The following is a 23,787-nucleotide window of genomic DNA, read 5'->3' on the forward strand; positions in this document are numbered from 1 at the left end:
TGAGCACCGTTCAAGCGGCCGGTCACCTCATCACGATTGAGGACGGTCGGGTCTTCGTGGACGGGATGATCAAGCCGGTGTCTCCCGCCGGCCTGGCCACCCTGCGGGCGCTGGCGCACCGCCCGGGCAGCGTCGTGCCACGAGACACGTTGCTGCGGGCCCTGCCCGGACGGGACAACAGCTCACATGCGGTGGACACCGCGGTGCTTCGGCTGCGAACCGCGTTGGGCGACAGCCAGATCGTCGCCACCGTGGTTAAGCGGGGATACCGGCTTGCGGTCGACGACCAACCGGGGGCCGCATGATCCCCATCCTGGTCGCACACGGCACCCGCCGGCCCGAGGGCATCGTCATGATCGGCGAACTCGCCGAGCGGGTGGGCGCGCTGCTGGCTCAGCCGGTGCGGGTGGCCTTCGTCGACGTACTGGGCCCCACCCCGACGGAGGTTCTTGCCGCCGAAGCCGATACCGGCCGTCCGGCAATCGTCGTGCCGGCCTTCCTGGCCCGCGGCTATCACGTCGGGGTCGACGTACCCACACACGTGCTGGCCAGCGGACACCCGGACGTCACCATGACGCCGGCCTTGGGGCCGGACCGGAGCGTGGCCGCTGTGGTCGCCGCGCGACTGGCCGAATCAGGCTGGCGGGTCGGGGACTCGGTGGTCCTCGCCGCGGCCGGTTCGTCGGATCCGACGGCGCGCGCCGATCTGGACCAGGCCGCGCGAATGCTGTCGGGGTTTCTCGGCACGCGCGTCGAAGTGGCGTTCGCCGCCACCGGCGGGCCCACCGTCCCCGACGCGGTGGCGGCCTTGCGCAGTCAGGGCGCGACCCGGGTGGTGGTCGCCTCGTATCTGATGGCCGACGGACTGTTTCAGCGGCGCCTGCACGAGGCGGGGGCGGATCTGGTGACCGAACCACTGGGCACCCATCCCGGCCTCGCCCGGATCGTCGCCAACCGATTCATCACCGCACAGACCCGGCTGCCGTTGCGGTCAGGGCTTTTTCGCGACGGTCAGTAGTAGCGAGAATCTCCTCATCCGCCGACTCCGGCGTGGGTGTTTTCGGACCGCCTGTGAGCCGAGCGCCGCCCGCACCGCCAGCAGGTGTGAAATCACCCGAATACGGCCCGGACGTGGCGGTTTTGCCCGCTGCAACGGTGCGGACACCGATCGAGTCTCACATCCACCCCACCGGACCGTGAGCAGAAGTTCACGGGGGGGACATCAGGTGCAGCTTTGCGGTAACGAACGATTTCTACGGTTACCACATGCCTCGTTCACACGTCATCACTGATTGGGATCCCGAAGACACCGTGGCCTGGGCGGCCGGTAACGGCAAGATCGCCCGGCGGAACCTGATCTGGTCGACCATCGCCGAACACGTCGGATTTTCGATCTGGTCGATCTGGTCGGTGATGGTGCTGTTCATGCCCGAATCGGTGTACGGCTTCTCCAGCGGGGACAAATTCCTCCTCGCGGCCACCGCCACCCTGGCCGGCGGCGGGCTGCGCATCCCGTATTCGATGGCCACCGCGAAGTTCGGCGGCCGCAACTGGACGATTTTCTCCGCGCTGGTCCTGTTGATCCCGACGGTGGCGATGATGGTCCTGCTGGCCCACCCGGGGCTGCCGCTGTGGCCCTATCTGGTGTGCGCAGCCCTGACCGGTCTCGGTGGCGGCAACTTCGCCGCGTCGATGACCAACGTGAACGCGTTCTACCCGAACCGGCTCAAGGGCTCGGCACTGGCGGTCAACGCCGGTGGCGGCAACCTCGGGGTGCCGCTGATCCAGCTGGTCGGCCTGGCGGTGCTGGCCACCGTGGGCAATCGCCAGCCGCACTGGGTCTGCGCGATCTACCTGGTGTTCCTCGCGATCACCGCGATAGGCGCGGCCCTGTACATGGACAACCTGGAAAACCACAAGGTCGATCTGACCGCGATGCGCGCGATCCTGCCCGCGGCCGACACCTGGATCATCGCGCTGCTCTACATCGGGACCTTCGGCTCATTCATCGGGTACTCGTTCGCGTTCGGCCAGGTGCTTCAGATCAGCTTCGTGGGCAGCGGACAGAGCCCCGCGCAGGCGTCGCTGCACGCTGCCCAAATCGCCTTTCTCGGGCCGCTGCTGGGATCGGTGGCGCGCATCATCGGGGGCCGGATCGCCGACCGCATCGGCGGTGGCCGGGTCACCCTGGCCGCCTTCGGCGGGATGTTCGCCGCCGCGGGACTGCTCGCCGGTGTCAGCGTCATCAACGACCATCGCGCCGGCCCGACGGCCAGCTCCACCATGGTGGGCTTCGTCATCGGCTTCGTAGCGTTGTTCATCGTCTCGGGGATCGGCAATGGTTCGGTGTACAAGATGATCCCGTCGGTGTTCGAGGCCCGCAGTCACGCACTGGGTCTCAGCGAGAGCGACCGTCGGCAGTGGGCGCGAGCCATGTCGGGTGCTCTGATCGGATTCGCCGGCGCCATCGGCGCGTTCGGCGGTGTCGGTATCAATCTGGCTCTGCGCCAGTCATATCTGTCCAGCGGCTCGGCGACGGCGGCATTCTGGATCTTCCTGGCAGGCTATGTCGTCGCCGCCGGCGTGACCTGGCTGCGGTACGTGCGCAGCCCGATCCTCGTTGTCCAACCGGTCCGGGCCGCGCTGGCTCCGGCATAAGGCATCCACCACCGCAGAGGGATGCTCATGAGCCGGCCAGATCACACACCACTGAGCGGCTACCGGGTTGCGGTGACCTCGGCTCGCCGCGCCGACGAGCTCTGCACCATGCTGCGGCGCCACGGCGCCACCGTCTGCGCGGCGCCGGCGATCGCGATGATCGATCTGACCGACGACGACGAATTGCGCCGGCGCACCGAGGAATTGATAGCCGTACCGCCTGACATCCTGGTTGTGACGACCGCAATCGGCTTCCGCGGCTGGATCGCCGCCGCCGAGGGATGGGGGCTCGTCGACGATCTGATCACGGCACTGCGGTCCGCCCGCATCGTGGCACGCGGGCCGAAGGCGGTCGGCGCCCTGCGCGCAGCCGGGCTGCCCGAGGAGTGGTCGCCCGAATCCGAGTCGTCGGCCGCGATGCTGGGCTATCTATTGCAATCCGGCATCGGGGGCTGCCGAATCGCGGTCCAGTTGCACGGCTCCACCGGCGGCGGCGACCCGATTCCCGAGCTGTTGGACCAACTCCGTTCTGGGGGAGCCGACGTGCTGCCCATCAGGGTCTACCGGTGGCGTGCAGCCCGGCCGGGCGGTGAGTTCGACCAGCTGACCACCGAGATCGCCCAGCGACAATTCGACGCCGTCAGCTTCACATCGGCCGCGGCCGTGTTGGCGACCCTGATGCGGGCCACCGAACTCGGCCTCACCGATCAGCTGCTCGGGGCACTGCGCTCGGATGTGCACGCGATGTGTGTGGGTCCGGTGACCGCGCGGCCGCTGGCGCTACTGGGGGTGCCCACCTCGTCGCCGGGGCGAATGCGCCTGGGCGCGTTGGCCCGCCATATCGTCGACCAGCTGCCCCGGTTGCGCACCCAGACCGTGTACGCGGCCGGCCACCGGATCGAGGTCCGCAGCAGTTGCGTGATGGTCGACGGGGTGACCCGGTCGATATCGCCCGCCGGAATGGCCACCCTGCGGGTGCTGGCCCACAACCCTGGCAAGGTCGTGTCACGCGATGATCTGCTGGAGGCGCTGCCGGGCAACGGGAGTAACACTCATGCGGTGGAAACCGCGGTGCTGCGACTCCGAACCGCCCTGGGCGACAAGAACATCGTCGCCACCGTGGTCAAGCGCGGTTACCGGCTGGCGGTGGATTAGGGCTGCGGCTAGGCCACGGCCCGGGCTGCCCCGATCCGGCCGATCTGCACGTAGCCGTCCACGATCCGGGTCGGGTACACCCGGACCGAGACTCGGGGGTCATCCAGGCAACTGCCGTCGTCGAACGCGAACGCCTGCTTCTTCAGCGGCGAGATGACCGACAGCCGGCCACCGCGGTCCCCGACGATCCCGCGCGACAACACCGCAGCGTGAAAGAACGGGTCGACGTTGCACACCGCATGCACCGAGCCGTCGGCGAGCCGGAACAGCGCGGCCTGCTTGCCGTTGTCGAGCAGCACACCCACACCGAGGCCAGGAATCAGCTGGTCGTACCGGCAGGCAGTGGTCCATGCCTCAATGTTGTTAGGCCGAAGGTTGTTGACAGTGATCATGATTCCTCCTCAGATGAGCGCAGAACCGGGATGGGCAACGGGATCTTGCGGCCATCGCGCTCGGTGAACGCGACGGTGGGGTCTTCGGCGTCGGGGGCGTTGACGAACGACACGAAGCGTGACAGCTTCTCCGGGTCGTCGAGAACGCCCTTCCATTCGTCGGTGTAGTTGTCGACGTGGCGGGCCATCGCCGCCTCGAACTCCTCGGCCAGCCCGAGTGAGTCCTCGCAGACGACCTGCCGGACGTGGTCGAGGCCGCCTTCGATCGACTCGATCCACGGCGCGGTGCGCTGCAGGCGATCCGCGGTGCGGATGTAGAACATCAGGAACCGGTCGATGTAGCGGAACACCGTCTCGGTGTCGAGGTCGCTGGCCAGCAACTGGGCGTGCTTGGGGCTCATGCCGCCGTTGCCGCCGACGTAGAGATTCCAGCCGATCTCGGTGGCGATCACGCCGACGTCCTTGGCACGCGCCTCGGCACACTCCCGGGCGCAGCCGGAGACCCCCATCTTGATCTTGTGCGGGGCACGCAGACCCCGGTAGCGCAGCTCCAGGTCGACAGCCATCTTCACCGAGTCCTGCTGTCCGTAACGGCACCAGTCGCTGCCCACGCAGCTTTTCACCGTGCGAAGCGACTTGCCGTACGCCTGACCGGATTCCATGCCGGCGTCGACCAGCTTGCGCCAGATCGCCGGCAACTGATCCACCCGGGCGCCGAACATGTCGATCCGCTGCCCACCGGTGATCTTGGTGTAGAGACCGAACTCCTGGGCGACCTGGCCGATCAGGATCAGGTGTTCGGGTTTGATCTCGCCGCCCGGCACCCGCGGAACCACCGAGTAGCTGCCGTTGCGCTGGATGTTGGCCAGGAAGTGGTCATTGGAGTCCTGCAGCGCGGCCTGCTCGCCCTCCAGAATGTGCTCGGATCCGGTCGAGGCCAGGATGGACGCCACGGTCGGCTTGCAGATATCGCAGCCGTACCCGGAGCCGAAGCGCTCCAGCAGTTCGGAGAAGGTGCGGATACCGGTGACCTGAATGATCTGGAAGAGCTCGGTTCGCGACTGATCGAAGTGTTCGCAGAGTGCTTTGGACTGCTCCACCCCCTCGGCGATCAGCAGATCCTTGAGCAGCGGAATGCAGGAACCGCACGAGGTTCCGGCCTTGGTGCAGTCCTTCAGTGCCTGCACGTCGTGGCAGCCGTTCCCGATGGCCTCGACGATGTCGCCCTTGCTGACGTTGTTGCAGGAGCAGATCTGCGCCGTCGCGGGCAGCGCAGTGATCCCCAGCGAGGTCTTGCCGCCGTCACTGGCCGGGGCGATCAGGTCCAGCGGATCACCGGGCAGCTCGGCGCCGACCATCGGGCGCAGCACGCCGTAGGAGGAGGCGTCACCGACGAGGATGCCGCCGAGCAGCGTCTTGGCGTCGTCGGAGAGCACCAGCTTGGCGTAGGTGTTCTTCACCGGGTCGTTGATCACCACCGACAGCGAGTTCTCGGTGGCCCCCATCGCGTCGCCGAAGCTGGCCACGTCGACCCCGAGCAGCTTCAGCTTGGTGGACATGTCGGCCTCGCCGAATTCGGCGGCGCCCTCGAGCAGCCGGTCGGCGACCACCTCGGCACTGGTGTAACCGGGCCCCACCAGGCCGTAGCAGCAGCCCTCGATGGCAGCCACCTCACCGATCGCGTACACATCGGGATCACTGGTCCGGCAGGACAGATCGGTCAGAACGCCCCCGCGCTCGGCGATCGCCAGGCCGGCCTCGCGGGCGAGTTCGTCGCGCGGGCGCACCCCGGCCGCGAAGATCACCAGCCCGGCCTCGATCTCGTTTCCATCGGAGAGTCGTACCCGCAGGGTCGGCGAGCCGTATTGGTGGGTGAGTTGCTCGATCGACTCGGTGCCCACACCGACGTGCACCGCGATGCCCAATTCGGAGATCATCCGGCTCAGCAGCATGCCGCCGGCCTCGTCGAGCTGCTGGGGCATCAACCGCGGCGCCATCTCCACGATGTGCGGCTGTATCCCGGAGTTGCGCAGGGCATTGGCGGCTTCCAGCCCGAGCAGCCCGCCGCCGATCACCACCCCGGTGCGGGTGTGTCCGGCTTCGAGCATGCACTCCATGTCGGCACGGATGCCGTCGAGGTCGTCCAGGGTCCGGTAGACGTGGCAACCGGGCAGGTCGTGGCCGGGAACCGGCGGGACGAACGCGCGGGACCCGGTCGCCAGCACCAGGGTGTCGTAGCCGTAGCGCTGCCCGTCCGCGGCGAGCACCGACTTGCCGGCCAAGTCGAGTTCGGTGACCCGGGCACGCAGCCTCAGCCGGACGTGGTCGTCACCGGCGTAGTCGTTCCCGGGCAGCGCGAGCCTGGATCGATCCCAGCCCTCGGTGTAGGAGGTCAGGCCGACCCGGTCGTACGCAGGTTCGGCTTCCTCGGCGAGCACGGTGATCCGCCAGCTTCCACTGTCGGACCGGCTGCGCAGAGCCTCCACGAATCGGTGGCCGACCATTCCGTGCCCGACCACGACGAGGTCGCGGACGGCGCGGGGGGTTTCGATCGGGCTCATGCGGATGAGATTAGAAAGCCGATATTGCCGCAGTATCGCCATGCGTTACAAGCGTGTGACGGTGTGCTCACGGGCCTGTGAGGTCGCCTGCCAGGACCGTAGAACTGTGGGGTTGTTCACCGTCGGCGAACGCGGAACTTTAGCGTGGTCGACTCAAGTTCTTTCCAGTGACGGGCCGGCATCCGACCGGCACGCAGCGATCACCCTCAAGAAAGGCATGGACTCCGATGAGCACTCTGACCCTGTGGCAACGTCCGTTCAATCGCCCCTTCGACACCGACCGGTGGGTACGCGACTTCTTCGGCCCAGCCACCGCGAGCGACTGGCGGACGCCGTCGAGCGGCTTCTACCCCGCCGCCGAGATCACCAAGGACGGTGACGACGCGGTGATCCGCCTGGAACTCCCCGGCATCGACGTGGACAAGGACGTCACCGTCGAGCTCGACGCCGGGCGACTGGTCGTGCACGGCGAACGTCGCGATGAGTACGCCGGCACCGACCCCGCCGACGCCGACCGGACCCTGCGCGAGGTGCGCTACGGCTCCTTCCGCCGCTCGTTCGGGGTCCCGGCGCATGTCACCGGCGACGCCGTCACGGCGTCCTATGACGCCGGTGTGCTCAGCGTCCGGGTGGCCGGCGTCTATGCGGGCAGCGAGCCGCGACGGATCGCCATCACGAAGTAGGCCCGACCCGGCGCGCCGAGCCCGGAAAACCCCCGCACACAGCGTGTGTGGGGGTTTTTCGTGTGCCGCACGCGCCACCGCCGCAACGTGATCTGTCTCACGTCCGGTTCTGGATGTGACTAGCATCGGGTGAACGTACTGTGATCCGTAACACCTGAGGAGGCACCGGTGTCTGGCACATCCGAACTCGCCGAACTACACAACCTGATTGGCGACCTGCGGCGCTGCGTGCTGGGGCTGAAGACCCGATTCGGCGACATCCCCGGGATGCGCCGCATCGAGATGGACGCCGAGCGCATCCTCACCGACGTCGCGCTCCTGGAGTCCGACGCCGGCGAGCTCGACCTGCAGCGCTGGGCCGCCGAACGTGCCCAGGAGAAGATCGCCATCCCCGACACCGAATACGACAGCGAATTCTGGCGTGACGTCGACGACGAGGGCGTCGGCGGCCAGGGCAGGTACTGACACCCCACCGGGTGCTGCTTGCATAGGGGCGCCCTCCGACGAACTCCAGCCGAAGGGAACCCCACAGATGAGCGCACCCGCCGTGAACCGTCCTGGCACCGGCGTCTTCTCGGCGACTCGCGCACGCATCGCGGATCGCACCCTGCGCACCGACCGCTGGTGGCTGTCGCCGCTGCGGGTGAACCTCGGCCTGAACCTGTTCATCCTCTACGCGACCGTGCGATCCTTCTGGGGCAGCGCCTACTGGGTTGACCAGTACCACTACCTGACACCGTTCTACTCACCGTGCATCAGTGCGTCGTGCGTGCCCGGATCCAGTCACCTCGGCGTCTGGCTGCCGGAGTTCCCCCGCTGGATTCCGTTGGGCGCATTGGTATTGCCGTTCCTGCTGTGCTTCCGCCTCACCTGCTACTACTACCGCAAGGCCTACTACCGGGCCTACTGGCAGTCACCGACGGCGTGTGCCGTGCCCGAACCCCGCGCCCACTACACCGGTGAGACGCGATTCCCGCTGATCATGCAGAACAGTCACCGCTACTTCTTCTACGCAGCCTTCGCCCTGGCCACACTGAACACCTACGACGCGATCGTGGCGCTGCACTCCGACACCGGGCCGGGCGGCTTCGGATTCGGGGTGGGCAACATCGTCCTGCTGCTCAACGTGGCGATGCTGTGGGCCTACACCGGTGGCTGCCACTCCTGCCGGCACGTGTTCGGCGGCCGCCTCAACCACTTCTCCAAACATCCGATCCGCTACTGGTTCTGGACGAAGATCAGCTGGTTCAACGGCCGGCACATGCAGTTCGCCTGGATCACCCTGGCCACGCTGGCCTTCACCGACCTCTACGTCGCGCTGGTGGCCAGCGGCACCATCACTGATTTCAGGTTCATCGGCTGAATCCCAAGGCCGACAACCGTATTCACACGAAGGGTAAGCGAGAATTCATGGTTGAAGTCGAACGGCACTCCTACGACGTGGTCGTGATCGGTGCCGGCGGCGCGGGCCTGCGCGCGGTTATCGAAGCCCGTCAGCAGGGCCTTAGCGTGGCGGTGGTGTGCAAGTCGTTGTTCGGCAAGGCGCACACCGTGATGGCCGAGGGCGGCTGCGCGGCGTCGATGGGCAACGTCAACTCCAAGGACAATTGGCAGGTGCACTTCCGCGACACCATGCGCGGCGGCAAGTTCCTCAACAACTGGCGCATGGCCGAGTTGCACGCCCGCGAGGCGCCGGAGCGGGTCTGGGAGCTGGAGACCTACGGCGCCTTGTTCGACCGGACCAAAGACGGAAAGATCAGCCAGCGCAACTTCGGTGGTCACACCTACCCGCGGCTGGCGCACGTCGGCGACCGCACCGGCCTGGAGCTGATCCGCACCATGCAGCAGAAGGTGGTCTCGCTGCAGCAGGACGATCACGCCGAGTTCGGCGACTACGAGGCCCGGATCAAGATCTTCCACGAGTGCACCATCACCGAATTGCTCAAAGACGACACCGGCGCTATCTCCGGGGCATTCGGATACTGGCGCGAAAGCGGCAAGTTCGTCCTGTTCGAGGCGCCGGCGGTGGTGCTGGCCACCGGGGGCATCGGTAAGTCGTTCAAGGTCACCTCCAACTCCTGGGAGTACACCGGTGACGGCCATGCGCTGGCACTGCGAGCCGGCGCGACGCTGATCAACATGGAATTCGTCCAGTTCCACCCGACCGGGATGGTGTGGCCCCCCAGCGTCAAGGGGATCCTGGTCACCGAAGGCGTCCGCGGCGACGGCGGGGTGCTCAAGAACTCCGACGGAACCCGGTTCATGTTCGACTACATCCCGCCGGTGTTCAAGGGCCAGTACGCCGAGACCGAGCAAGAAGCCGATCAGTGGCTCAAGGACAACGACTCGGCCCGCCGTACGCCGGACCTGCTGCCACGTGACGAGGTGGCCCGCGCCATCAACTCCGAAGTCAAGGCCGGACGCGGTTCGCCGCACGGCGGGGTGTTCCTTGACATCGCCTCCCGGCTGACGCCGGAGGAGATCAAGCGCCGGCTGCCTTCGATGTATCACCAGTTCATGCAGCTTGCCGAGGTCGACATCACCAAGGACGCAATGGAAGTCGGCCCCACCTGCCACTACGTGATGGGTGGCATCGAAGTCGACCCGGACACCGGTGCGGCGGCGGTGCCCGGACTGTTCGCCGCCGGCGAATGCTCCGGCGGGATGCACGGTTCCAACCGGCTGGGCGGCAACTCCCTGTCGGACCTGCTGGTGTTCGGCCGTCGCGCCGGGTTGGGCGCGGCGCAGTACGTGCAGGGTCTGGGCGCTCGGCCGGTGGTGGCACCGGCGGCGCTGGAGGCCGCGGCGAATCTGGCGCTGGCGCCCTTCGACGGGCCGCGCGGCGGCGGTGCCGCGGAGAACCCGTACACCCTGCACGCCGACCTGCAACAGTCGATGAACGATCTGGTCGGCATCATCCGCAACGCCGGCGAACTGGAGCAGGCGCTGTCCCGGATCGAGGAGTTCAAGGCCCGGTTCGCCGCCGTCGCCGTCGACGGGGGCCGGGAATACAACCCGGGCTGGCACCTGGCCGTCGATCTGCGCAACATGCTGCTGGTCAGCGAGTGCGTGGCCAAGGCCGCGCTGCAACGCACCGAGAGCCGCGGCGGGCACACCCGCGACGACCACCCGGGCATGGATTCGGGCTGGCGCAAGACCTTGTTGGTCTGCCGAGTCACCGATGACAGTGCGGTCCCCAATATCGCGATCACCCCCGAGGCCCAGCCCGGGATGCGCGAGGACCTGCTGGAGCTGTTCGAGATCGACGAGCTGGAGAAGTACTACACCGACGAAGAACTGGCCCAACACCCGGGACGGAGAGCGTAATGACATACAACGCCCAGCTGCGGGTCTGGCGCGGTGACATCGACGGCGGCGAGCTGCAGAACTTCGAAGTCGAGGTCAACGAGGGCGAAGTGGTGCTCGACGTCATCCACCGCTTGCAGGCGACCCAGACCCCGGACCTGGCGGTGCGCTGGAACTGCAAGGCCGGCAAATGCGGATCGTGCTCCGCCGAGATCAACGGGTTTCCGCGACTGTTGTGCATGACGCGGATGTCGATGTTCTCCCCGGACCAGACCATCACCGTCACCCCGGTGCGGACCTTCCCGGTGATTCGGGATCTGGTCACCGATGTGTCCTACAACTACGTGAAAGCCCGCGAGATGCCGGCGTTCAAGCCGCCGGAAGGGCTCAAGCCCGGCGAGTACCGGATGCAGCAGAAGGACGTGGAGCGCTCCCAGGAGTTCCGCAAGTGCATCGAGTGCTTCCTGTGCCAGAACGTCTGCCACGTCATCCGCGACCACGAGGAGAACAAGCCCCGGTTCGCCGGGCCGCGGATGTTCATCCGGCTGGCGGAGTTGGAGATGCACCCACTGGACACCGCCGACCGCCGCGACTTCGCCCAGGACGACGCCGGCCTGGGGTTGTGCAACATCACCAAGTGCTGCACCGAGGTGTGCCCGGAAGGCATCAAGATCACCGACAACGCCATCATCCCGATGAAGGAGCGGGTGGTCGGTCACCGATACGACCCGATCGCCTGGGCCGGCCGAAAGATTTTCGGCCGCAAGTCCGACTGAGCCGGATAGACGAGCACGCCGGGATCGCCGGCGCCCGGCGTTGCTACTGCGGAATCGGCGCCAAACCACCCTCACGCCGCAGCAGCGCGATGAATTCGTCGGCGATACCGTCCGCTGCGGCGATGATCACGTCACCGCTGTCCAGCTCCGGACCGGGCAGCACCAGTCGCGCACCCGCCTCGACCGCAATCAACGACCCGGCCGCGTGATCCCACGGCTTGATCCCGTGTTCGTAGTAGACGTCGAGACGCCCGGCGGCCACCATGCACAGGTCCAGCGCCGCTGACCCGATCCGACGGACATCGCGCACCCGCGGCAGCAGTCGCGCCAGCAACTGCGCCTGCGCCTCGCGCCGCCGGGGCGAATAGCCGAACCCGGTCCCGAGCAGGGCCATGGACACCTCGGAGACGTCGGTGCAGCGCAGCGCGGCGATGCCGGCCCGGTCGCTGACCTGGGCTCCCAGCCCGCGGGCGGCCGAGTAGATCCGACCACCGACCACGTCCGCGACGGCGCCGGCCACCGACGCTCCGCCGATCTGCGCCGCCACCGACACCGCGTAGGCCGGCACGTCGTACATGAAGTTGACGGTGCCATCGATCGGGTCGACCACCCAGGTGACGGCGCCGGGTTCCCGGCCGGAGACGTCGCCGGAGCCTCCGCCTTCCTCGCCCAGCACGGCGTCGCCGGGCCGCAGCTGCCTCAGCCGATCGCGGATCAAGCGCTCGGCCTCGGTGTCGACCACCGTCACCGGATCGGTCGGGCTGCTTTTGGTCTGGACCAGGTCGCGGGCCGCGTCGGCCGGGTCCGCGCCGAACACCTCGGCGCGGCGACGCCGGACGAATTCCGCCGCCTCGGCCACCAGCGTCTCGGCCGTGGACCGCAACCGCCCGGGTTCACTACTGAGAGTCGCCATCTGCCCATCGCAACACACGCGCGGCGGCTGTCGCATCTCCGGCGCAGCGGCACCGACGCCGGGCTACTCCCCGAGCCGGCGAAAACAACTGCGGTGAAAAACAATCGGCGCGACCTCAGGATCAACCGTCACCTCGCAGACCCGCAGCACCACAATGGTGTGATCGCCGGCGGGCACCAACTGCTCAACCGCGCTGGCCAGCCACACTCCGGTGCCCTTGATGAACACCGCGCCTTCGTTGGTCACCGTCTCCAGCCCGGCGAACCGGTCGCCGGTCTTGGCGGCCAGGGTGCGGGCGGCGATGTCATGAGCCTCGCCGAGCACGCTGATGCCCAGCCGGGGCGAGTCCTTGAGCTTCGGCCACGTCGTCGAGGTGTTCTGCACGCAGAACGCCACCAGCGGGGGCTCCAGCGAGACCGGCACGAAGGTGCTGGCCGCCAACCCGACCCGCACGCCGTCCACCTCGGCCGCGACGGCCACCACGCCGGACGGGAAATGCCCGAACGCCTCCCGCAGCGACGATGGGCTCAGATTGCTCGCGGAACTCACGTGGGCATTCACCGGGAACTCGTTCACCTCGTCGGATCGGTCGCTGATGAACCCTACCCGCCGAGTCGGGGCCTCGGCTGAATCGGCCGTAAACCATCCCCGACCTGCATGAGACCAACTGGTTGGTTAATTAGCTTATGACATGTAGCTCACACTGGCTTGCACTACACGTTTCAGGAGGTATATTTCAGGGCACGTTACTGGTGGGTAACTTAAGCCTGAGTACCCAACCGCAGGTGGCATTCCATGAGGAGGAAGTAGTGAGCCACTACAAGAGCAATGTCCGTGACCAGGTCTTCAACCTGTTTGAGGTATTCGGGCTAGACCAGGTCTTCGGCCAGGGCGAGTACGCCGATCTGGACGTCGACACCGCTCAGGAGATGCTCGGCGAGATGGTTCGGCTGGCCGAGGGGCCGATTGCTGACTCATTCGTCGAGGGCGACCGCAACCCGCCGGTGTTCGACCCTGCCACGCACACCGTGACCCTTCCCGAATCCTTCAAGAAGTCGGTGCGCGCCACCCTGGAGGCCGGCTGGGACAAGGTCGGCATCGCCGACGAGCTCGGCGGGATGGCGATGCCCAAGGCGCTGATGTGGGCGCTGCACGAGCACATCCTCGGCGCCAACCCGGCGGTCTGGATGTATGCCGGCGGCGCCGGCTTCGCCAACATCTTCTTCCACGTCGCCACCGAAGAGCAGAAGAAGTGGGCCGTGATCGCCGCCGAACGCGGCTGGGGCTCGACCATGGTGCTCACCGAGCCGGACGCCGGCTCGGACGTGGGCGCCGGCCGGACCAAGGCCGTCCAGCAGGACGACGGCTCCTGGCACATCGACGGTGTGAAGCGGTTCATCACCTCTGCTGACTCCGACGACCTGTTCGAGAACATCTTCCACCTGGTGCTGGCCCGCCCCGAGGGCGCCAAGCCGGGCACCAAGGGCTTGTCGCTGTTCTTCGTGCCGAAGTTCCTGTTCGACTTCGAGACCGGTGAGCTCGGTGAGCGCAACGGGGTGTTCGTCACCAACGTCGAGCACAAGATGGGCCTGAAGGTCTCGGCCACCTGTGAGCTCACCTTCGGTCAGCACGGCGTGCCGGCCAAGGGCTGGCTGGTCGGCGAGGTGCACAACGGCATCGCGCAGATGTTCGACGTGATCGAGCAGGCCCGGATGATGGTGGGCACCAAGGCCATCGCCACCCTGTCCACCGGCTACCTCAACGCGCTGGAGTACGCCAAGGAGCGGGTGCAGGGCGCCGACCTGACCCAGATGACCGACAAGGCCGCGCCCCGGGTGACCATCACCCACCATCCCGACGTCCGCCGGTCGCTGATGACCCAGAAGGCCTACGCCGAGGGCCTGCGGGCGCTGTACATCTACACCGCCAGCTACCAGGACGCCGCGGTGGCCAAGGCCCTGCACGGGGTGGACGCCGAGCTGGCGGTCAAGGTCAACGACCTGATGCTGCCGATCGTCAAGGGTGTCGGCTCCGAGCAGGCCTACGCCAAGCTCACCGAGAGCCTGCAGACCCTGGGCGGTTCCGGCTTCCTGCAGGACTACCCGATCGAGCAGTACATCCGCGACGCCAAGATCGACTCGCTCTATGAGGGCACCACCGCGATCCAGGCGCAGGACTTCTTCTTCCGCAAGATCATCCGGGACAAGGGCCAGGCGCTGGCACACGTCGCGGGCGAGATCGAGGCGTTCATCGCCAACGAGTCCGGCAACGGCCGGTTGAAGGCGGAGCGGGAGCTGCTGGCCACCGCGCTGGCCGACGTGCAGGGCATGGCGGCGACGCTGACCGGCTACCTGATGGCCGCGCAGGAGGACATCTCCAGCATCTACAAGGTGGGTCTGGGTTCGGTGCGCTTCCTGATGAGCGTCGGCGACCTGATGATCGGTTGGTTGCTGGCCCGTCAGGCCGCGGTGGCCGTGGAGAAGCTCGACGCCGGCACGCAGGGCGCCGACCGGGCCTTCTACGAGGGCAAGATCGCGGTGGCATCGTTCTTCACCAAGAACTTCCTGCCGCTGCTGACCAGCACCCGCTCGGTGCTCGACGCCATCGACAACGAGATCATGGAGCTCGACGAAGCGGCGTTCTGAGTCCTCACCACAACACAGACCGCGCAGGCCTCCGGGGCGATCCCCTGGGGGCCTGTTGCATTCCCGGGCTGGTGACACCCGGCGAGCAGACGCAGAATCGCACTATCCCGTGCCGGATAGTGCGATTCTGCGTCTGCTCGCGCCACAAGGGCGCGTGTCCTGATTTGTGGGATACATGGCGTAGACGCCACGGGGCCGGCCGACCGACACTAATGGCGTGACACGCAAGGTCGTCATCCTCGGCTATCCGGGCATCCAGTCGCTGGACGTCTTCGGGCCCGCGGAGGTATTCGCCGGGGCCTCGCTGGCGCTGCTCGGTGCGGGCCGCGGCGACGACGGCTACCAGATCACCGTGGCGAGCACCGACGGCCGGCCGATCGCCACCAGCAGCGGCCCGATGCTGGCGACCACCGCCCTGCCCGACCCCACCGAAGCCGTCGACGCGGTCGTGTTGCCCGGCGGTATCGGGGTCGACGCGGCCCGTGCCGACCCGGCAACCCTGGCGTGGATCCGCACCGCCGCGGCACACGCCCGCCGGGTGATCAGCGTGTGCACCGGGGCCTTCCTGGCCGCATCGGCCGGACTGCTCGACGGCTGTCGCGCCACCACCCACTGGGCATTCGCCGACGCACTGGCGCACGAGTTCCCGGCGATCGACGTCGACCCGGAACCGATCTTTCTACGCAGCTCGGAATCGGTGTGGACCGCAGCGGGTGTCACGTCCGGGATCGACCTGGCGCTGGCACTGGTCGAAGAGGATCACGGCATCGAGCTGGCCCAGACGGTGGCCCGCTGGCTGGTGCTGTACCTGCGCCGGCCGGGCGGGCAGACCCAGTTCGCCGCCCCGGTCTGGCTGCCCCGGGCCCGTCGCCGGCCGATCCGCGACGTGCAGGAACTGATCGAGTCCGCACCCGCCGGCCCGCATCGAATCTCCGACCTGGCGGCCCGTGCTGCCATGAGTCCACGGCATTTCACCCGGGTCTTCACCGACGAGGTCGGGCTGGCTCCCGGCGCCTACGTGGAGCGGGTGCGGACCGAGGCTGCGCGCCGGCAGCTCGAGGAAACCGATGACACCGTCGTGGCGATCGCCGGACGCTGCGGCTTCGGCACCGCAGAGACGTTGCGCCGCACCTTCATCCGCCGGCTCGGCGTCTCCCCCGATCACTACCGCAAAACATTCGCCTGACACCGGAAGGGAAAACTCATGCAGATCGCGATCGTGCTGTATCCCGGCTTCACCGCCCTGGATTTCATCGGCCCCTATGAGGTGCTGCGCTGGCTGCCGGACACGCAGGTGCGATTCGTCTGGCACGAGCCCGGACCGATCACCGCCGATTCCGGCGTGCTCGTCGTCGGGGCCACCCACTCCTTCGACGAAACACCCTCCCCCGACGTCGTTTTGATACCCGGCGGCATGACGACTACCGAACACGCCCGTGACGAGGGGCTGCTGGACTGGGTGCGACGAACGCACCCGACGGCCACCTGGACGGCGTCGGTGTGCTCGGGGTCGATCATCCTGGCCGCCGCCGGGCTGCTGGCCGGCAAACGCGCCACCTCGCACTGGATGGCGCTTCCCGCGCTCAGGGCTTTCGGCGTCACCCCGGTCGGTGACGAACGCATCGTGCACTCCGGCGACATCGTCACCTGTGCGGGAGTCTCGGCCGGGATCGACCTCGGGTTGTGGCTGGCCGGGCGGATCGGTGGCGAGGACCGGGCGAAGGTCATCCAGTTGTCGATGGAATACGATCCACAGCCACCGTTCGACTCCGGGCACATGTCCAAGGCGTCGGCGAAGACCAAGGCGGCCGCTGCCACGCTGATGGCCAAGGATCTGGCCAAACCGGCGCAGCTGAAGGCCTCCGCGCTGCTGTTGTGGGACCGGGCGATCGGGACTGCCCGAGCCCGGCGCGGTTAGCGGCAGTCATCGGACAGAAGCTGGCCGCCGCTGGATCCCCTCAGTCCAGCGGCGGGCCAAGCCCGGGTTGCTCCGCGGTGCCGCTGGGGGCAGACGACCCCGCGGAGCAAACCGTCTTGTCGACTACCCCGCGCTGACGCAACACAAACGTCGTCTTCGGCGCCGACCCGCTATCCCTCCAGGATGGCGGCCACGCCTTGACCCCCGGCCGCGCAGATCGAGATCAGCGCCCGCACCGGCTTGTTCTTCTTGGCGGCCTTGGCCTCGGCGATCTGCTTGGCCGCCTGGGCCACGATCCGCCCGCCGGTGGCCGCGAACGGGTGTCCGGCGGCCAGCGACGAGCCGTTGACGTTGAGCTTGGACCGGTCGATCGCGCCCAACGCCGCGTCCAGGCCCAGCCGCTCCTTGCAGTACTCCTCGGACTCCCACGCCGCCAGGTGGCACAGGACCGTGGACGCGAACGCCTCGTGGATCTCGTAGAAGTCGAAGTCCTGCAGGGTCAGCCCGTTGCGGGCCAGCAGCCGCGGCACCGCGTAGGTCGGGGCCATCAGCAGCCCGTCGGGTCCGTTGACGTAGTCCACGGCGGCGGTCTCGGAGTCGACGAAGTAGGCCAGCGGGGTTCGCTGGTGTGCGGCCGCCCACTCCTCGCTGGCCAGTAGCGCCACCGACGCGCCGTCGGTCAGCGGCGTGGAGTTGCCCGCCGTCATCGTGGCGTCGCCGGCCTTCGCGCCGAATACCGGCTTGAGCGTTGCCAGCTTCTCCGGGCTCGACTCGGGCCGCAGGTTGTTGTCGCGGTAGAGCCCCTGGAACGGTGTGACCAGATCATCGAAGAAACCGCGGTCGTAGGCGGCGGCCATGTTGCGATGGCTGGCGGCGGCCAGCTCGTCCTGGTCGACCCGCTTGATTCCCATCTGCTTGGTGGTGACGGCCTGGTGCTCGCCCATCGACAGGCCGGTCCGCGCTTCCTTGTTGGCCGGGATCTCCACTCCCAGGGCGGCGGGCAGCTTGCCGACCAGCTTGAGGCGCTGCAAGTTCGACTTGGACCGGCGCAATGCCAGCAGCGTGCGGCGCAGCTCGTTGCCGACCTCCAGGGGCGCATCCGAGGTGGTGTCCACCCCGCCGGCGGCCGCGACCTCGTAGCGGCCGGCGGCGATGCCGTCGGCGGCGCAGATCGCCGCCTGCAGCCCGGTGCCGCAGGCCTGCTGCAGGTCGAACGCGGGTGTGTAGGGCGACAACGCCGAGCCCAGCACGCACTCGCGAATCAGGTTGAAGTCACGGCTGTGCTTGAGCACCGCGCCGCCGATCACCGCGTCCAGCTTCTCGCCGGCCAGGCCGAACCGGTCGACCAGGCCGCCGAGCGCCGCGGTGAACATGTCCTGGTTGGACGCGCTGGCGTAGGCGCCGTCGGAACGCGCGAAGGGGATGCGATTGCCACCGAGGACGGCGACGCGACGTCGCGCGCCGGTGTCGGCGGGTGTGGGCTTAGCAGCTGATCCAGATGCCACGATCACTCCGTCTACTGGGGCGCCCCGCATCGCCGGGGCGGTTGAACCGATACTACCCAGTATTCTTACTCTGGAGTAAGTTCGTTGTCGACACCGTCGCCTGCACCAGGCACACGTCCCCACACGGAAGGCAGCACGATGCCCCCTAAGGCCCCCAAGCTTCCCTCGGACCTGTTGTCCCAGATCATGAACTCCGGCCCCGGATCGTTCCTGTCCAAGCAACTCGGCGTTCCGCAGGCCGAGCCGCTGCGCCGCTACCGGGTCGGCGAGCCGCCGCTGGCCGGACCACTGCTGATCGGCGGCGAAGGCCGGGTGGCCGAGCCGCTGCGCGCCGCGCTCGCCGGCGACTACGAGCTGGTCGGCGACAACCTCGGCGGTCGGTGGGCCGACTCGTTCGGCGGTCTGGTCTTCGACGCCACCGGCATCACCTCGCCGGCCGGGCTGACCGGGCTGCACGAGTTCTTCACCCCCCTGCTACGCAACGTGGGGCGCTGCGGCCGCCTCGTGGTGGTCGGCACCACCCCGGATCAGACCGGCAGCGTCGACGAGCGGATCGCCCAGCGCGCGCTGGAGGGCTTCACCCGCTCGCTGGCCAAGGAGTTGCAGCGCGGCGCCACCGCGCAACTGGTGTACCTGTCGCCGGACGCCAAGCCCGGAGCCACCGGCCTGGAATCGACGATGCGCTTCATCCTGTCGGCCCGCTCGGCCTATGTCGACGGTCAGGTGTTCTACGTCGGCGCCGATGACGCCACCGCCCCCGCCGACTGGGACCGCCCACTGGAGGGGAAGGTGGCGATCATCACCGGCGCCGCGCGCGGCATCGGCGCCACCATCGCCGAGGTGTTCGCCCGCGACGGCGCCAAGGTGGTGGCCATCGACGTGCCGCAGGCGGCCGAAGCGCTGGAGAAAACGGCCGCCCGGGTGGGAGGCACCGCACTGGCCCTGGACGTCACCGCCGACGACGCGGTCGAGGCGATCACCGCGCACCTCAAGGAGCACTACGGTGGTAAGGCCGACGTGCTGGTCAACAACGCCGGCATCACCCGCGACAAGTTGCTGGCCAACATGGACGACGCCCGATGGAACGCGGTGCTGGCGGTCAACCTGCTTGCGCCGCAACGGCTTACCGAGGGCTTGGTGTCGAGCGGCAGCATCGGTGAGGGCGGCCGGGTGATCGGCCTGTCATCGATGGCCGGCATCGCCGGCAACCGCGGCCAGACGAACTATGCGGCCACCAAGGCCGGGATGATCGGGCTGACCGACGCGCTGGCGCCGGTGCTGGCACCCAAGGGCATCACGATCAACGCCGTCGCCCCCGGATTCATCGAGACCGACATGACGGCGGCGATCCCGCTGGCCACCCGCGAGGTCGGCCGACGGCTCAACTCGCTGTTCCAGGGCGGCCAGCCCGTCGACGTCGCCGAGCTGATCGGCTACTTCGCCAGCCCGGCGTCGAATGCGGTGACCGGCAACACGATCCGGGTCTGCGGCCAGGCCATGTTGGGGGCGTGACAGACATGTCCCAACCGAGTGGGTGGAAGAACATGGTGCGCGCGGTCGCCGGGGCGCTGCCGCTCGTACGGCGCGCCGGCACCCTGCCCGACCGCATCCTGCGGGTCGACGAGCTGGCCATCAACCCCGGCCATGTCGCCGAATACGCCGCCGTCACCGGGCTGCGCTATGGCGATCACCTACCGCTGACCTACCCGTTCGCGCTGACCTTCCCGACGGTGATGTCGCTGGTGACCGGCTTCGATTTCCCCTTCGCCGCAATGGGTTCGGTGCACACCGAGAACCGGATCGTCCAGCACCGGCCGATCTCGGTCACCGACACCGTCGGGATCAGCGTGCACGCGGAGAACCTGCGCGAGCATCGCAAGGGCCTGCTGGTCGACATCGTCACCGACATCAACGTCGGCAACGATCCGGCCTGGCATCAGGTGACGACGTTTCTGCATCAGCAGCGCACCAGCCTGTCCGACGAACCCAAGCCGCCGCCGGTCAAACAGCCCAAGCTGGGCCCGCCGAACGCGGTACTGCGGGTCACCCCCGGCCAGATCCGGCGCTACGCCTCGGCCGGCGGCGACCACAACCCGATCCACACCAGCGGACTCGGCGCCAAGCTGTTCGGCTTCCCGACCGTGATCGCTCACGGGATGTTCTCCGCGGCAGCGGTTCTGGCGAACATCGAGGGAGCACTGCCGGACGCCGTTGACTACTCGGTGCGATTCGGCAAGCCGATGCTGCTACCGGCCAGCCCGGGTCTCTACGTCGACCGGGTCGAAGGCGGCTGGGATCTGGCCTTGCGCAACGTCGCCAAGGGCTATCCGTATCTGACCGGCACGGTGCGGGGGCTATAGCTCAACTCCGGACACCGGCGGCGCGCAGCAGGTTGGCTTTGCTGACCTCCCAATGCGCGTTGATGAAGTCAAGTCCCCACACCGGGATCGAGATCACCAGCCCACGGATGACCACCACCACGGTGTCCATGTAGGCGGTTGCGTCAAAGCCCGGGGCGGGAGCGGGCAGCGCTTCGGCGGCGGTGACGGCCAGGCGAAAGATGTGTTGCTCCAACGACTTCACGGTCTCGGCGACCTGCGGGTCCGTCCAGCACGCAGCCCATAAGTGGGCTACCGAAAGTGCTTGCGGAGTAGTGAATTCACGCCAGAGCAGATCGAGGAAACCGCGCAGGTCCAGCGCAGCGGTTGCGGTGGTCTCCTCGAAATGGACGCGAGCCTGATCGGCCAGCTCGAGGGCGAGCTGGGCGACGGCCGCGTTAACCAGGTCATCGCGGGTCGGGAAGTGGTACATCACCGTGCTCTGCGAGACCTTCGCGGCGCCGGCAACCCGGCGCGTCGTGACCGCCGCGACCCCCTCGGCCCGCAGCAACTCGGCGGCCGCGTCCACCATGGCTCGACGGGTGGCGACACGCTGTTCGGCCCGCGTGGCATTTTTCATTGGGATTCCCCTATTGCGCTAACAGCTCCGTCACAGTTAATCTAGCTGTTCAGGTGAACAGTCAACTCGGGTTCGGCCGACATTCCCGCTGCTCAGGTGTGAGGACCGCAACTAGAAGTCAATTGTAAGGACATGCCGATGACCTTCACGTTTCGTCTTGACACCACTCGGGCGCTGCGGGCCCTCGGCGCACCGCTGGCGATCACCTCGGCAGTCGCACTGAGCGTGGCACCGGCGCTGAACCCCGCTGCCGCGGCCGGGACGAAATCGGTGCTGGCTCAAGCGAAATTGCTGGACACCGAATCTTGGATCATGGGCGGAAGCGGCCTGCCGATACCTCCCCAGAGCTACATCGACGCGCTCAGCGCCCGCTACATCAACCCCAGCACCCCGTTCTTCGCCGGCCAGCCCACCTACCCCGTTGATGCGGCGAACGGTCTGTTCACCCCGGAGGGCCTCTACCCCAACAGCGGCGTCAAGAGCCTGGAACTGGACCCATCCCTGGCCCAGGGCGTCACCATCCTGCACGACACGATCAACCAGCAGATCGCGGAGGGCAACAACCTCGTCGTACTGGGCTACTCGCAGAGCAGCACCATTTCCACCATGGTCATGCGCGATCTGTTGGCGCTGCCCGCCGACCAGCAGCCGACCGCCGACCAGCTGTCCTTCGTGCTGCTGGGGGCCCCCAACAATCCCAACGGCGGCCTGTTCGAACGTATGGATGTCTTGACCGACGGCAGCTACCCGAGCATCCCGAGCCTGGGCATCACGTTCAACGGCGCGATCCCGGACGACGCGCCGTGGGCCACCAGCGTCTACACCCTGGAATACGACGGCTACGCCGACTTCCCGAAGTACCCGATCAATTTTCTCGCCGACCTCAACGCCGTCCTGGGCATCATCTACGAGCACACCATCTATCCGGATCTGACCCCCGAGCAGCTGGCGACGGCCATCGAGTTGCCGATGAGCGAGGACTACGCCGGAAACGCCCAGTACTTCATGATTCCCAGCGAGATCCTGCCGCTGTTGATGCCGCTCCAGTCGATCCCGCTCTTCGGCCAGCCGCTCTACGACCTACTGGAACCGGCTATGCGGGTCCTGGTGAACCTCGGCTACGGCAGCATCACCGATGGCTGGTCGGCCGGCCCGGCCGACGTGGCCACCCCGTTCGAGCTGTTCCCGACCGACCTCGACTGGGGGGAGGTGCTCACCGCGCTGGGCAACGGCGCCCAGGACGGCTGGAACGCATTCGTCGACGACCTGTCGCACCTGTCGCTACCCACCGCGGCGGACCTGTTCGGCGGCACCGGGTCGGCGGTCATGAACACGCTGCCCAGCTTGGTCGATATCGTCAACGCGCTCAGCAGCATCGCCTCGACGGCGTATGCGACCCTGCTCCCCACTGCCGACATCCTCAACGCCCTACTCACCACCGCACCGGCGTATGCCGCCAGCGTGTTCGCCCAGGAACTGGCCCAAGGCGACATCCTCAACGCGATCGGCCTGCCGGTCGCCGGACTCGTCGGATTGGGCACCCTGGCGGCCGGTTTCGAATTCCTCGCCCTGAACGGCGCGGTCGCAGACATCACCGCGACCATCCAGGACCTCTTCACGGCCTGAGCCCGCGCCGGTCACCCGACCGCGGCGCTGCCCGCCTCGTCCCGGCCGCCGGGCGCGTCCTTGAGGCCGCGCCAGAACAGGTCGATCATCAGCTGGCCCGCCTCGTCGACGTCGGTGTCGCCGGTGCTGACCCGGCTGGCGATCGCCTCGCCGGCGCCCACCAGCGCCACCGCCATCAGCTCGAAGTCGACGCTGGGCTCGGGGTTGCGGGTCCCGGCGCGCAACAGCCGGCCGACCAGCTCCACGATCCGCTCGCGGCCCTCGCGCACGGTATGAGCGAACGCCTGCGAACTGGTGGCCTGGGCATACATCACGATCCACGACGCCCGGTTGGCGTCGATGTAGTGCAGAAACGACCGAACCGCGTTCCGTAGCAGGTCTTTCGGGGGTTGCTGGAAGTCGATAGCGGTGCGCACCGCCTCGACGAAGCGCTGCAGCTCGCGGTCCAGACACGCCCCGAACAGCTCCTCCTTGGAGCCGTAGTACAGATACAGCATCGGCTTGGAGATCTGGGCGGCCGCCGCGATCGAGTCCATCGAGGTCTCGTGGTAGCCGTTGATCGAGAACATCTGTACCGCGGCGTCGAGCATCTGCTGTTCACGTACGGCCCGCGGTAACCGCTTGCTGCCAGCTGCCATCGACTCGGAGTCCTTCCGCGTTCTGCCTGACCGATGATCTTACCGAAGAGTAA

21 protein-coding genes and 1 pseudogene are annotated in these 23,787 nt (G+C 67.6%); 15 read left to right on the top strand and 7 right to left on the bottom strand.

Annotation, left to right across the window (positions count from 1 at the left end):
- Nucleotides 1-5: 5 nt before the first annotated feature.
- From G6N23_RS19005 to G6N23_RS19020, 4 genes and pseudogenes are all read left to right on the top strand, one after another.
- Nucleotides 6-305: pseudogene (locus G6N23_RS19005) on the top strand (winged helix-turn-helix domain-containing protein); the annotation flags it as partial.
- On the top strand, nt 302-1,018 hold the full coding sequence (locus tag G6N23_RS19010; RefSeq protein WP_085260640.1) for a sirohydrochlorin chelatase: 717 nt from the start codon (nt 302-304) through the stop codon (nt 1,016-1,018). The pseudogene G6N23_RS19005 and the gene G6N23_RS19010, both read left to right, overlap by 4 nt.
- A gap of 248 nt (nt 1,019-1,266) precedes the next feature.
- Nucleotides 1,267-2,658, top strand: coding sequence for a nitrate/nitrite transporter (locus G6N23_RS19015; RefSeq protein WP_085260639.1), 1,392 nt, complete (start codon nt 1,267-1,269; stop codon nt 2,656-2,658).
- A gap of 27 nt (nt 2,659-2,685) precedes the next feature.
- Nucleotides 2,686-3,813 carry a uroporphyrinogen-III synthase gene (locus G6N23_RS19020; RefSeq protein ID WP_085260638.1) on the top strand — a complete coding sequence of 376 codons (1,128 nt, stop codon included), beginning with the start codon at nt 2,686-2,688 and terminating at the stop codon, nt 3,811-3,813.
- 8 nt (nt 3,814-3,821) lie between these two features.
- On the opposite strand, the gene nirD is transcribed toward G6N23_RS19020, so the two are convergent.
- Nucleotides 3,822-4,205 carry a nitrite reductase small subunit NirD gene (nirD, locus tag G6N23_RS19025; RefSeq protein WP_085260637.1) on the bottom strand — a complete coding sequence of 128 codons (384 nt, stop codon included), beginning with the start codon at nt 4,203-4,205 and terminating at the stop codon, nt 3,822-3,824.
- The gene (gene nirB / locus G6N23_RS19030) at nt 4,202-6,766 is read right to left on the bottom strand and encodes a nitrite reductase large subunit NirB (RefSeq protein ID WP_085260636.1); all 2,565 of its coding nucleotides are present in this window, start codon (nt 6,764-6,766) and stop codon (nt 4,202-4,204) included. Before nirB ends, nirD begins: the two co-directional genes overlap by 4 nt.
- A 227-nt stretch (nt 6,767-6,993) precedes the next feature.
- Here nirB and G6N23_RS19035 point away from each other — a divergent pair, with 227 nt between their 5' ends.
- The 5 genes from G6N23_RS19035 to G6N23_RS19055 all read left to right on the top strand — a co-directional run bounded on the left by G6N23_RS19035 (nt 6,994) and on the right by G6N23_RS19055 (nt 11,531).
- Nucleotides 6,994-7,449, top strand: a complete 456-nt coding sequence (locus G6N23_RS19035) for an Hsp20/alpha crystallin family protein (protein ID WP_085260635.1) — start codon at nt 6,994-6,996, stop codon at nt 7,447-7,449.
- Between the two features lie 168 nt (nt 7,450-7,617).
- Entirely contained in the window at nt 7,618-7,914 is a 297-nt protein-coding gene (locus G6N23_RS19040) for an Rv0250c family protein (protein WP_085260634.1), read from the top strand.
- 67 nt (nt 7,915-7,981) lie between these two features.
- Nucleotides 7,982-8,812, top strand: coding sequence for a succinate dehydrogenase subunit SdhC (locus tag G6N23_RS19045; RefSeq protein WP_085260633.1), 831 nt, complete (start codon nt 7,982-7,984; stop codon nt 8,810-8,812).
- A gap of 47 nt (nt 8,813-8,859) precedes the next feature.
- On the top strand, nt 8,860-10,776 hold the full coding sequence (locus G6N23_RS19050; protein WP_085260632.1) for a fumarate reductase/succinate dehydrogenase flavoprotein subunit: 1,917 nt from the start codon (nt 8,860-8,862) through the stop codon (nt 10,774-10,776).
- Nucleotides 10,776-11,531 (top strand): succinate dehydrogenase/fumarate reductase iron-sulfur subunit, encoded by a 756-nt coding sequence (locus G6N23_RS19055; RefSeq protein ID WP_085260631.1) that lies wholly within the window; start codon nt 10,776-10,778, stop codon nt 11,529-11,531. The genes G6N23_RS19050 and G6N23_RS19055 overlap by 1 nt, the downstream gene beginning before the upstream one ends.
- Nucleotides 11,532-11,574: 43 nt before the next feature.
- Here the strand turns inward: G6N23_RS19055 and G6N23_RS19060 are convergent, their stop codons facing one another.
- Entirely contained in the window at nt 11,575-12,444 is an 870-nt protein-coding gene (locus tag G6N23_RS19060) for an inositol monophosphatase family protein (RefSeq protein WP_085260630.1), read from the bottom strand.
- Nucleotides 12,445-12,507: 63 nt separating this feature from the next.
- Nucleotides 12,508-12,993, bottom strand: coding sequence for a flavin reductase family protein (locus G6N23_RS19065; RefSeq protein ID WP_085260888.1), 486 nt, complete (start codon nt 12,991-12,993; stop codon nt 12,508-12,510).
- 260 nt (nt 12,994-13,253) lie between these two features.
- Between G6N23_RS19065 and G6N23_RS19070 the strand changes: the two genes are divergently transcribed.
- From G6N23_RS19070 to G6N23_RS19080, 3 genes are all read left to right on the top strand, one after another.
- Complete coding sequence (locus G6N23_RS19070; RefSeq protein WP_085260629.1) at nt 13,254-15,089, top strand: acyl-CoA dehydrogenase; 1,836 nt, start codon at nt 13,254-13,256, stop codon at nt 15,087-15,089.
- Nucleotides 15,090-15,306: 217 nt separating this feature from the next.
- The gene (locus G6N23_RS19075; RefSeq protein WP_085260628.1) at nt 15,307-16,275 is read left to right on the top strand and encodes a GlxA family transcriptional regulator; all 969 of its coding nucleotides are present in this window, start codon (nt 15,307-15,309) and stop codon (nt 16,273-16,275) included.
- 18 nt (nt 16,276-16,293) lie between these two features.
- A complete protein-coding gene (locus tag G6N23_RS19080; protein ID WP_085260627.1) occupies nt 16,294-17,007 on the top strand; it encodes a DJ-1/PfpI family protein in 714 nt (237 codons plus the stop codon).
- A 170-nt stretch (nt 17,008-17,177) separates the two neighbouring features.
- Here the strand turns inward: G6N23_RS19080 and G6N23_RS19085 are convergent, their stop codons facing one another.
- A complete protein-coding gene (locus G6N23_RS19085) occupies nt 17,178-18,512 on the bottom strand; it encodes an acetyl-CoA C-acetyltransferase (RefSeq protein WP_085260887.1) in 1,335 nt (444 codons plus the stop codon).
- A 138-nt stretch (nt 18,513-18,650) separates the two neighbouring features.
- Here G6N23_RS19085 and G6N23_RS19090 point away from each other — a divergent pair, with 138 nt between their 5' ends.
- The gene (locus G6N23_RS19090) at nt 18,651-20,024 is read left to right on the top strand and encodes a 3-oxoacyl-ACP reductase (RefSeq protein ID WP_085260626.1); all 1,374 of its coding nucleotides are present in this window, start codon (nt 18,651-18,653) and stop codon (nt 20,022-20,024) included.
- A gap of 5 nt (nt 20,025-20,029) precedes the next feature.
- Nucleotides 20,030-20,872 carry a MaoC/PaaZ C-terminal domain-containing protein gene (locus G6N23_RS19095; protein WP_085260625.1) on the top strand — a complete coding sequence of 281 codons (843 nt, stop codon included), beginning with the start codon at nt 20,030-20,032 and terminating at the stop codon, nt 20,870-20,872.
- A gap of 1 nt (nt 20,873) precedes the next feature.
- Here the strand turns inward: G6N23_RS19095 and G6N23_RS19100 are convergent, their stop codons facing one another.
- Nucleotides 20,874-21,470, bottom strand: a complete 597-nt coding sequence (locus G6N23_RS19100) for a TetR/AcrR family transcriptional regulator (protein ID WP_085260624.1) — start codon at nt 21,468-21,470, stop codon at nt 20,874-20,876.
- 138 nt (nt 21,471-21,608) lie between these two features.
- Between G6N23_RS19100 and G6N23_RS19105 the strand changes: the two genes are divergently transcribed.
- Nucleotides 21,609-23,096, top strand: a complete 1,488-nt coding sequence (locus G6N23_RS19105) for a PE-PPE domain-containing protein (RefSeq protein WP_085260886.1) — start codon at nt 21,609-21,611, stop codon at nt 23,094-23,096.
- A gap of 11 nt (nt 23,097-23,107) precedes the next feature.
- Here the strand turns inward: G6N23_RS19105 and G6N23_RS19110 are convergent, their stop codons facing one another.
- On the bottom strand, nt 23,108-23,734 hold the full coding sequence (locus tag G6N23_RS19110; protein WP_085260623.1) for a TetR/AcrR family transcriptional regulator: 627 nt from the start codon (nt 23,732-23,734) through the stop codon (nt 23,108-23,110).
- Between the last annotated feature and the right edge of the window lie 53 nt (nt 23,735-23,787).

Source organism: Mycolicibacter terrae (assembly GCF_010727125.1).
In the GTDB taxonomy this organism is placed as follows: domain Bacteria; phylum Actinomycetota; class Actinomycetes; order Mycobacteriales; family Mycobacteriaceae; genus Mycobacterium; species Mycobacterium terrae.

Excerpts from the sequence above, each read along its gene's own strand:
- G6N23_RS19010 (WP_085260640.1), top strand. The coding sequence starts at position 302 with ATGATCCCCATCCTGGTCGCACACGGCACCCGCCGGCCCGAGGGCATC.
- G6N23_RS19015 (WP_085260639.1), top strand. The coding sequence starts at position 1,267 with ATGCCTCGTTCACACGTCATCACTGATTGGGATCCCGAAGACACCGTG.
- G6N23_RS19020 (WP_085260638.1), top strand. The coding sequence starts at position 2,686 with ATGAGCCGGCCAGATCACACACCACTGAGCGGCTACCGGGTTGCGGTG.
- nirD (WP_085260637.1), bottom strand. The coding sequence starts at position 4,205 with ATGATCACTGTCAACAACCTTCGGCCTAACAACATTGAGGCATGGACC.
- nirB (WP_085260636.1), bottom strand. The coding sequence starts at position 6,766 with ATGAGCCCGATCGAAACCCCCCGCGCCGTCCGCGACCTCGTCGTGGTC.
- G6N23_RS19035 (WP_085260635.1), top strand. The coding sequence starts at position 6,994 with ATGAGCACTCTGACCCTGTGGCAACGTCCGTTCAATCGCCCCTTCGAC.
- G6N23_RS19045 (WP_085260633.1), top strand. The coding sequence starts at position 7,982 with ATGAGCGCACCCGCCGTGAACCGTCCTGGCACCGGCGTCTTCTCGGCG.
- G6N23_RS19050 (WP_085260632.1), top strand. The coding sequence starts at position 8,860 with ATGGTTGAAGTCGAACGGCACTCCTACGACGTGGTCGTGATCGGTGCC.
- G6N23_RS19055 (WP_085260631.1), top strand. The coding sequence starts at position 10,776 with ATGACATACAACGCCCAGCTGCGGGTCTGGCGCGGTGACATCGACGGC.
- G6N23_RS19060 (WP_085260630.1), bottom strand. The coding sequence starts at position 12,444 with ATGGCGACTCTCAGTAGTGAACCCGGGCGGTTGCGGTCCACGGCCGAG.
- G6N23_RS19080 (WP_085260627.1), top strand. The coding sequence starts at position 16,294 with ATGCAGATCGCGATCGTGCTGTATCCCGGCTTCACCGCCCTGGATTTC.
- G6N23_RS19090 (WP_085260626.1), top strand. The coding sequence starts at position 18,651 with ATGCCCCCTAAGGCCCCCAAGCTTCCCTCGGACCTGTTGTCCCAGATC.
- G6N23_RS19095 (WP_085260625.1), top strand. The coding sequence starts at position 20,030 with ATGTCCCAACCGAGTGGGTGGAAGAACATGGTGCGCGCGGTCGCCGGG.
- G6N23_RS19100 (WP_085260624.1), bottom strand. The coding sequence starts at position 21,470 with ATGAAAAATGCCACGCGGGCCGAACAGCGTGTCGCCACCCGTCGAGCC.
- G6N23_RS19105 (WP_085260886.1), top strand. The coding sequence starts at position 21,609 with ATGACCTTCACGTTTCGTCTTGACACCACTCGGGCGCTGCGGGCCCTC.
- G6N23_RS19110 (WP_085260623.1), bottom strand. The coding sequence starts at position 23,734 with ATGGCAGCTGGCAGCAAGCGGTTACCGCGGGCCGTACGTGAACAGCAG.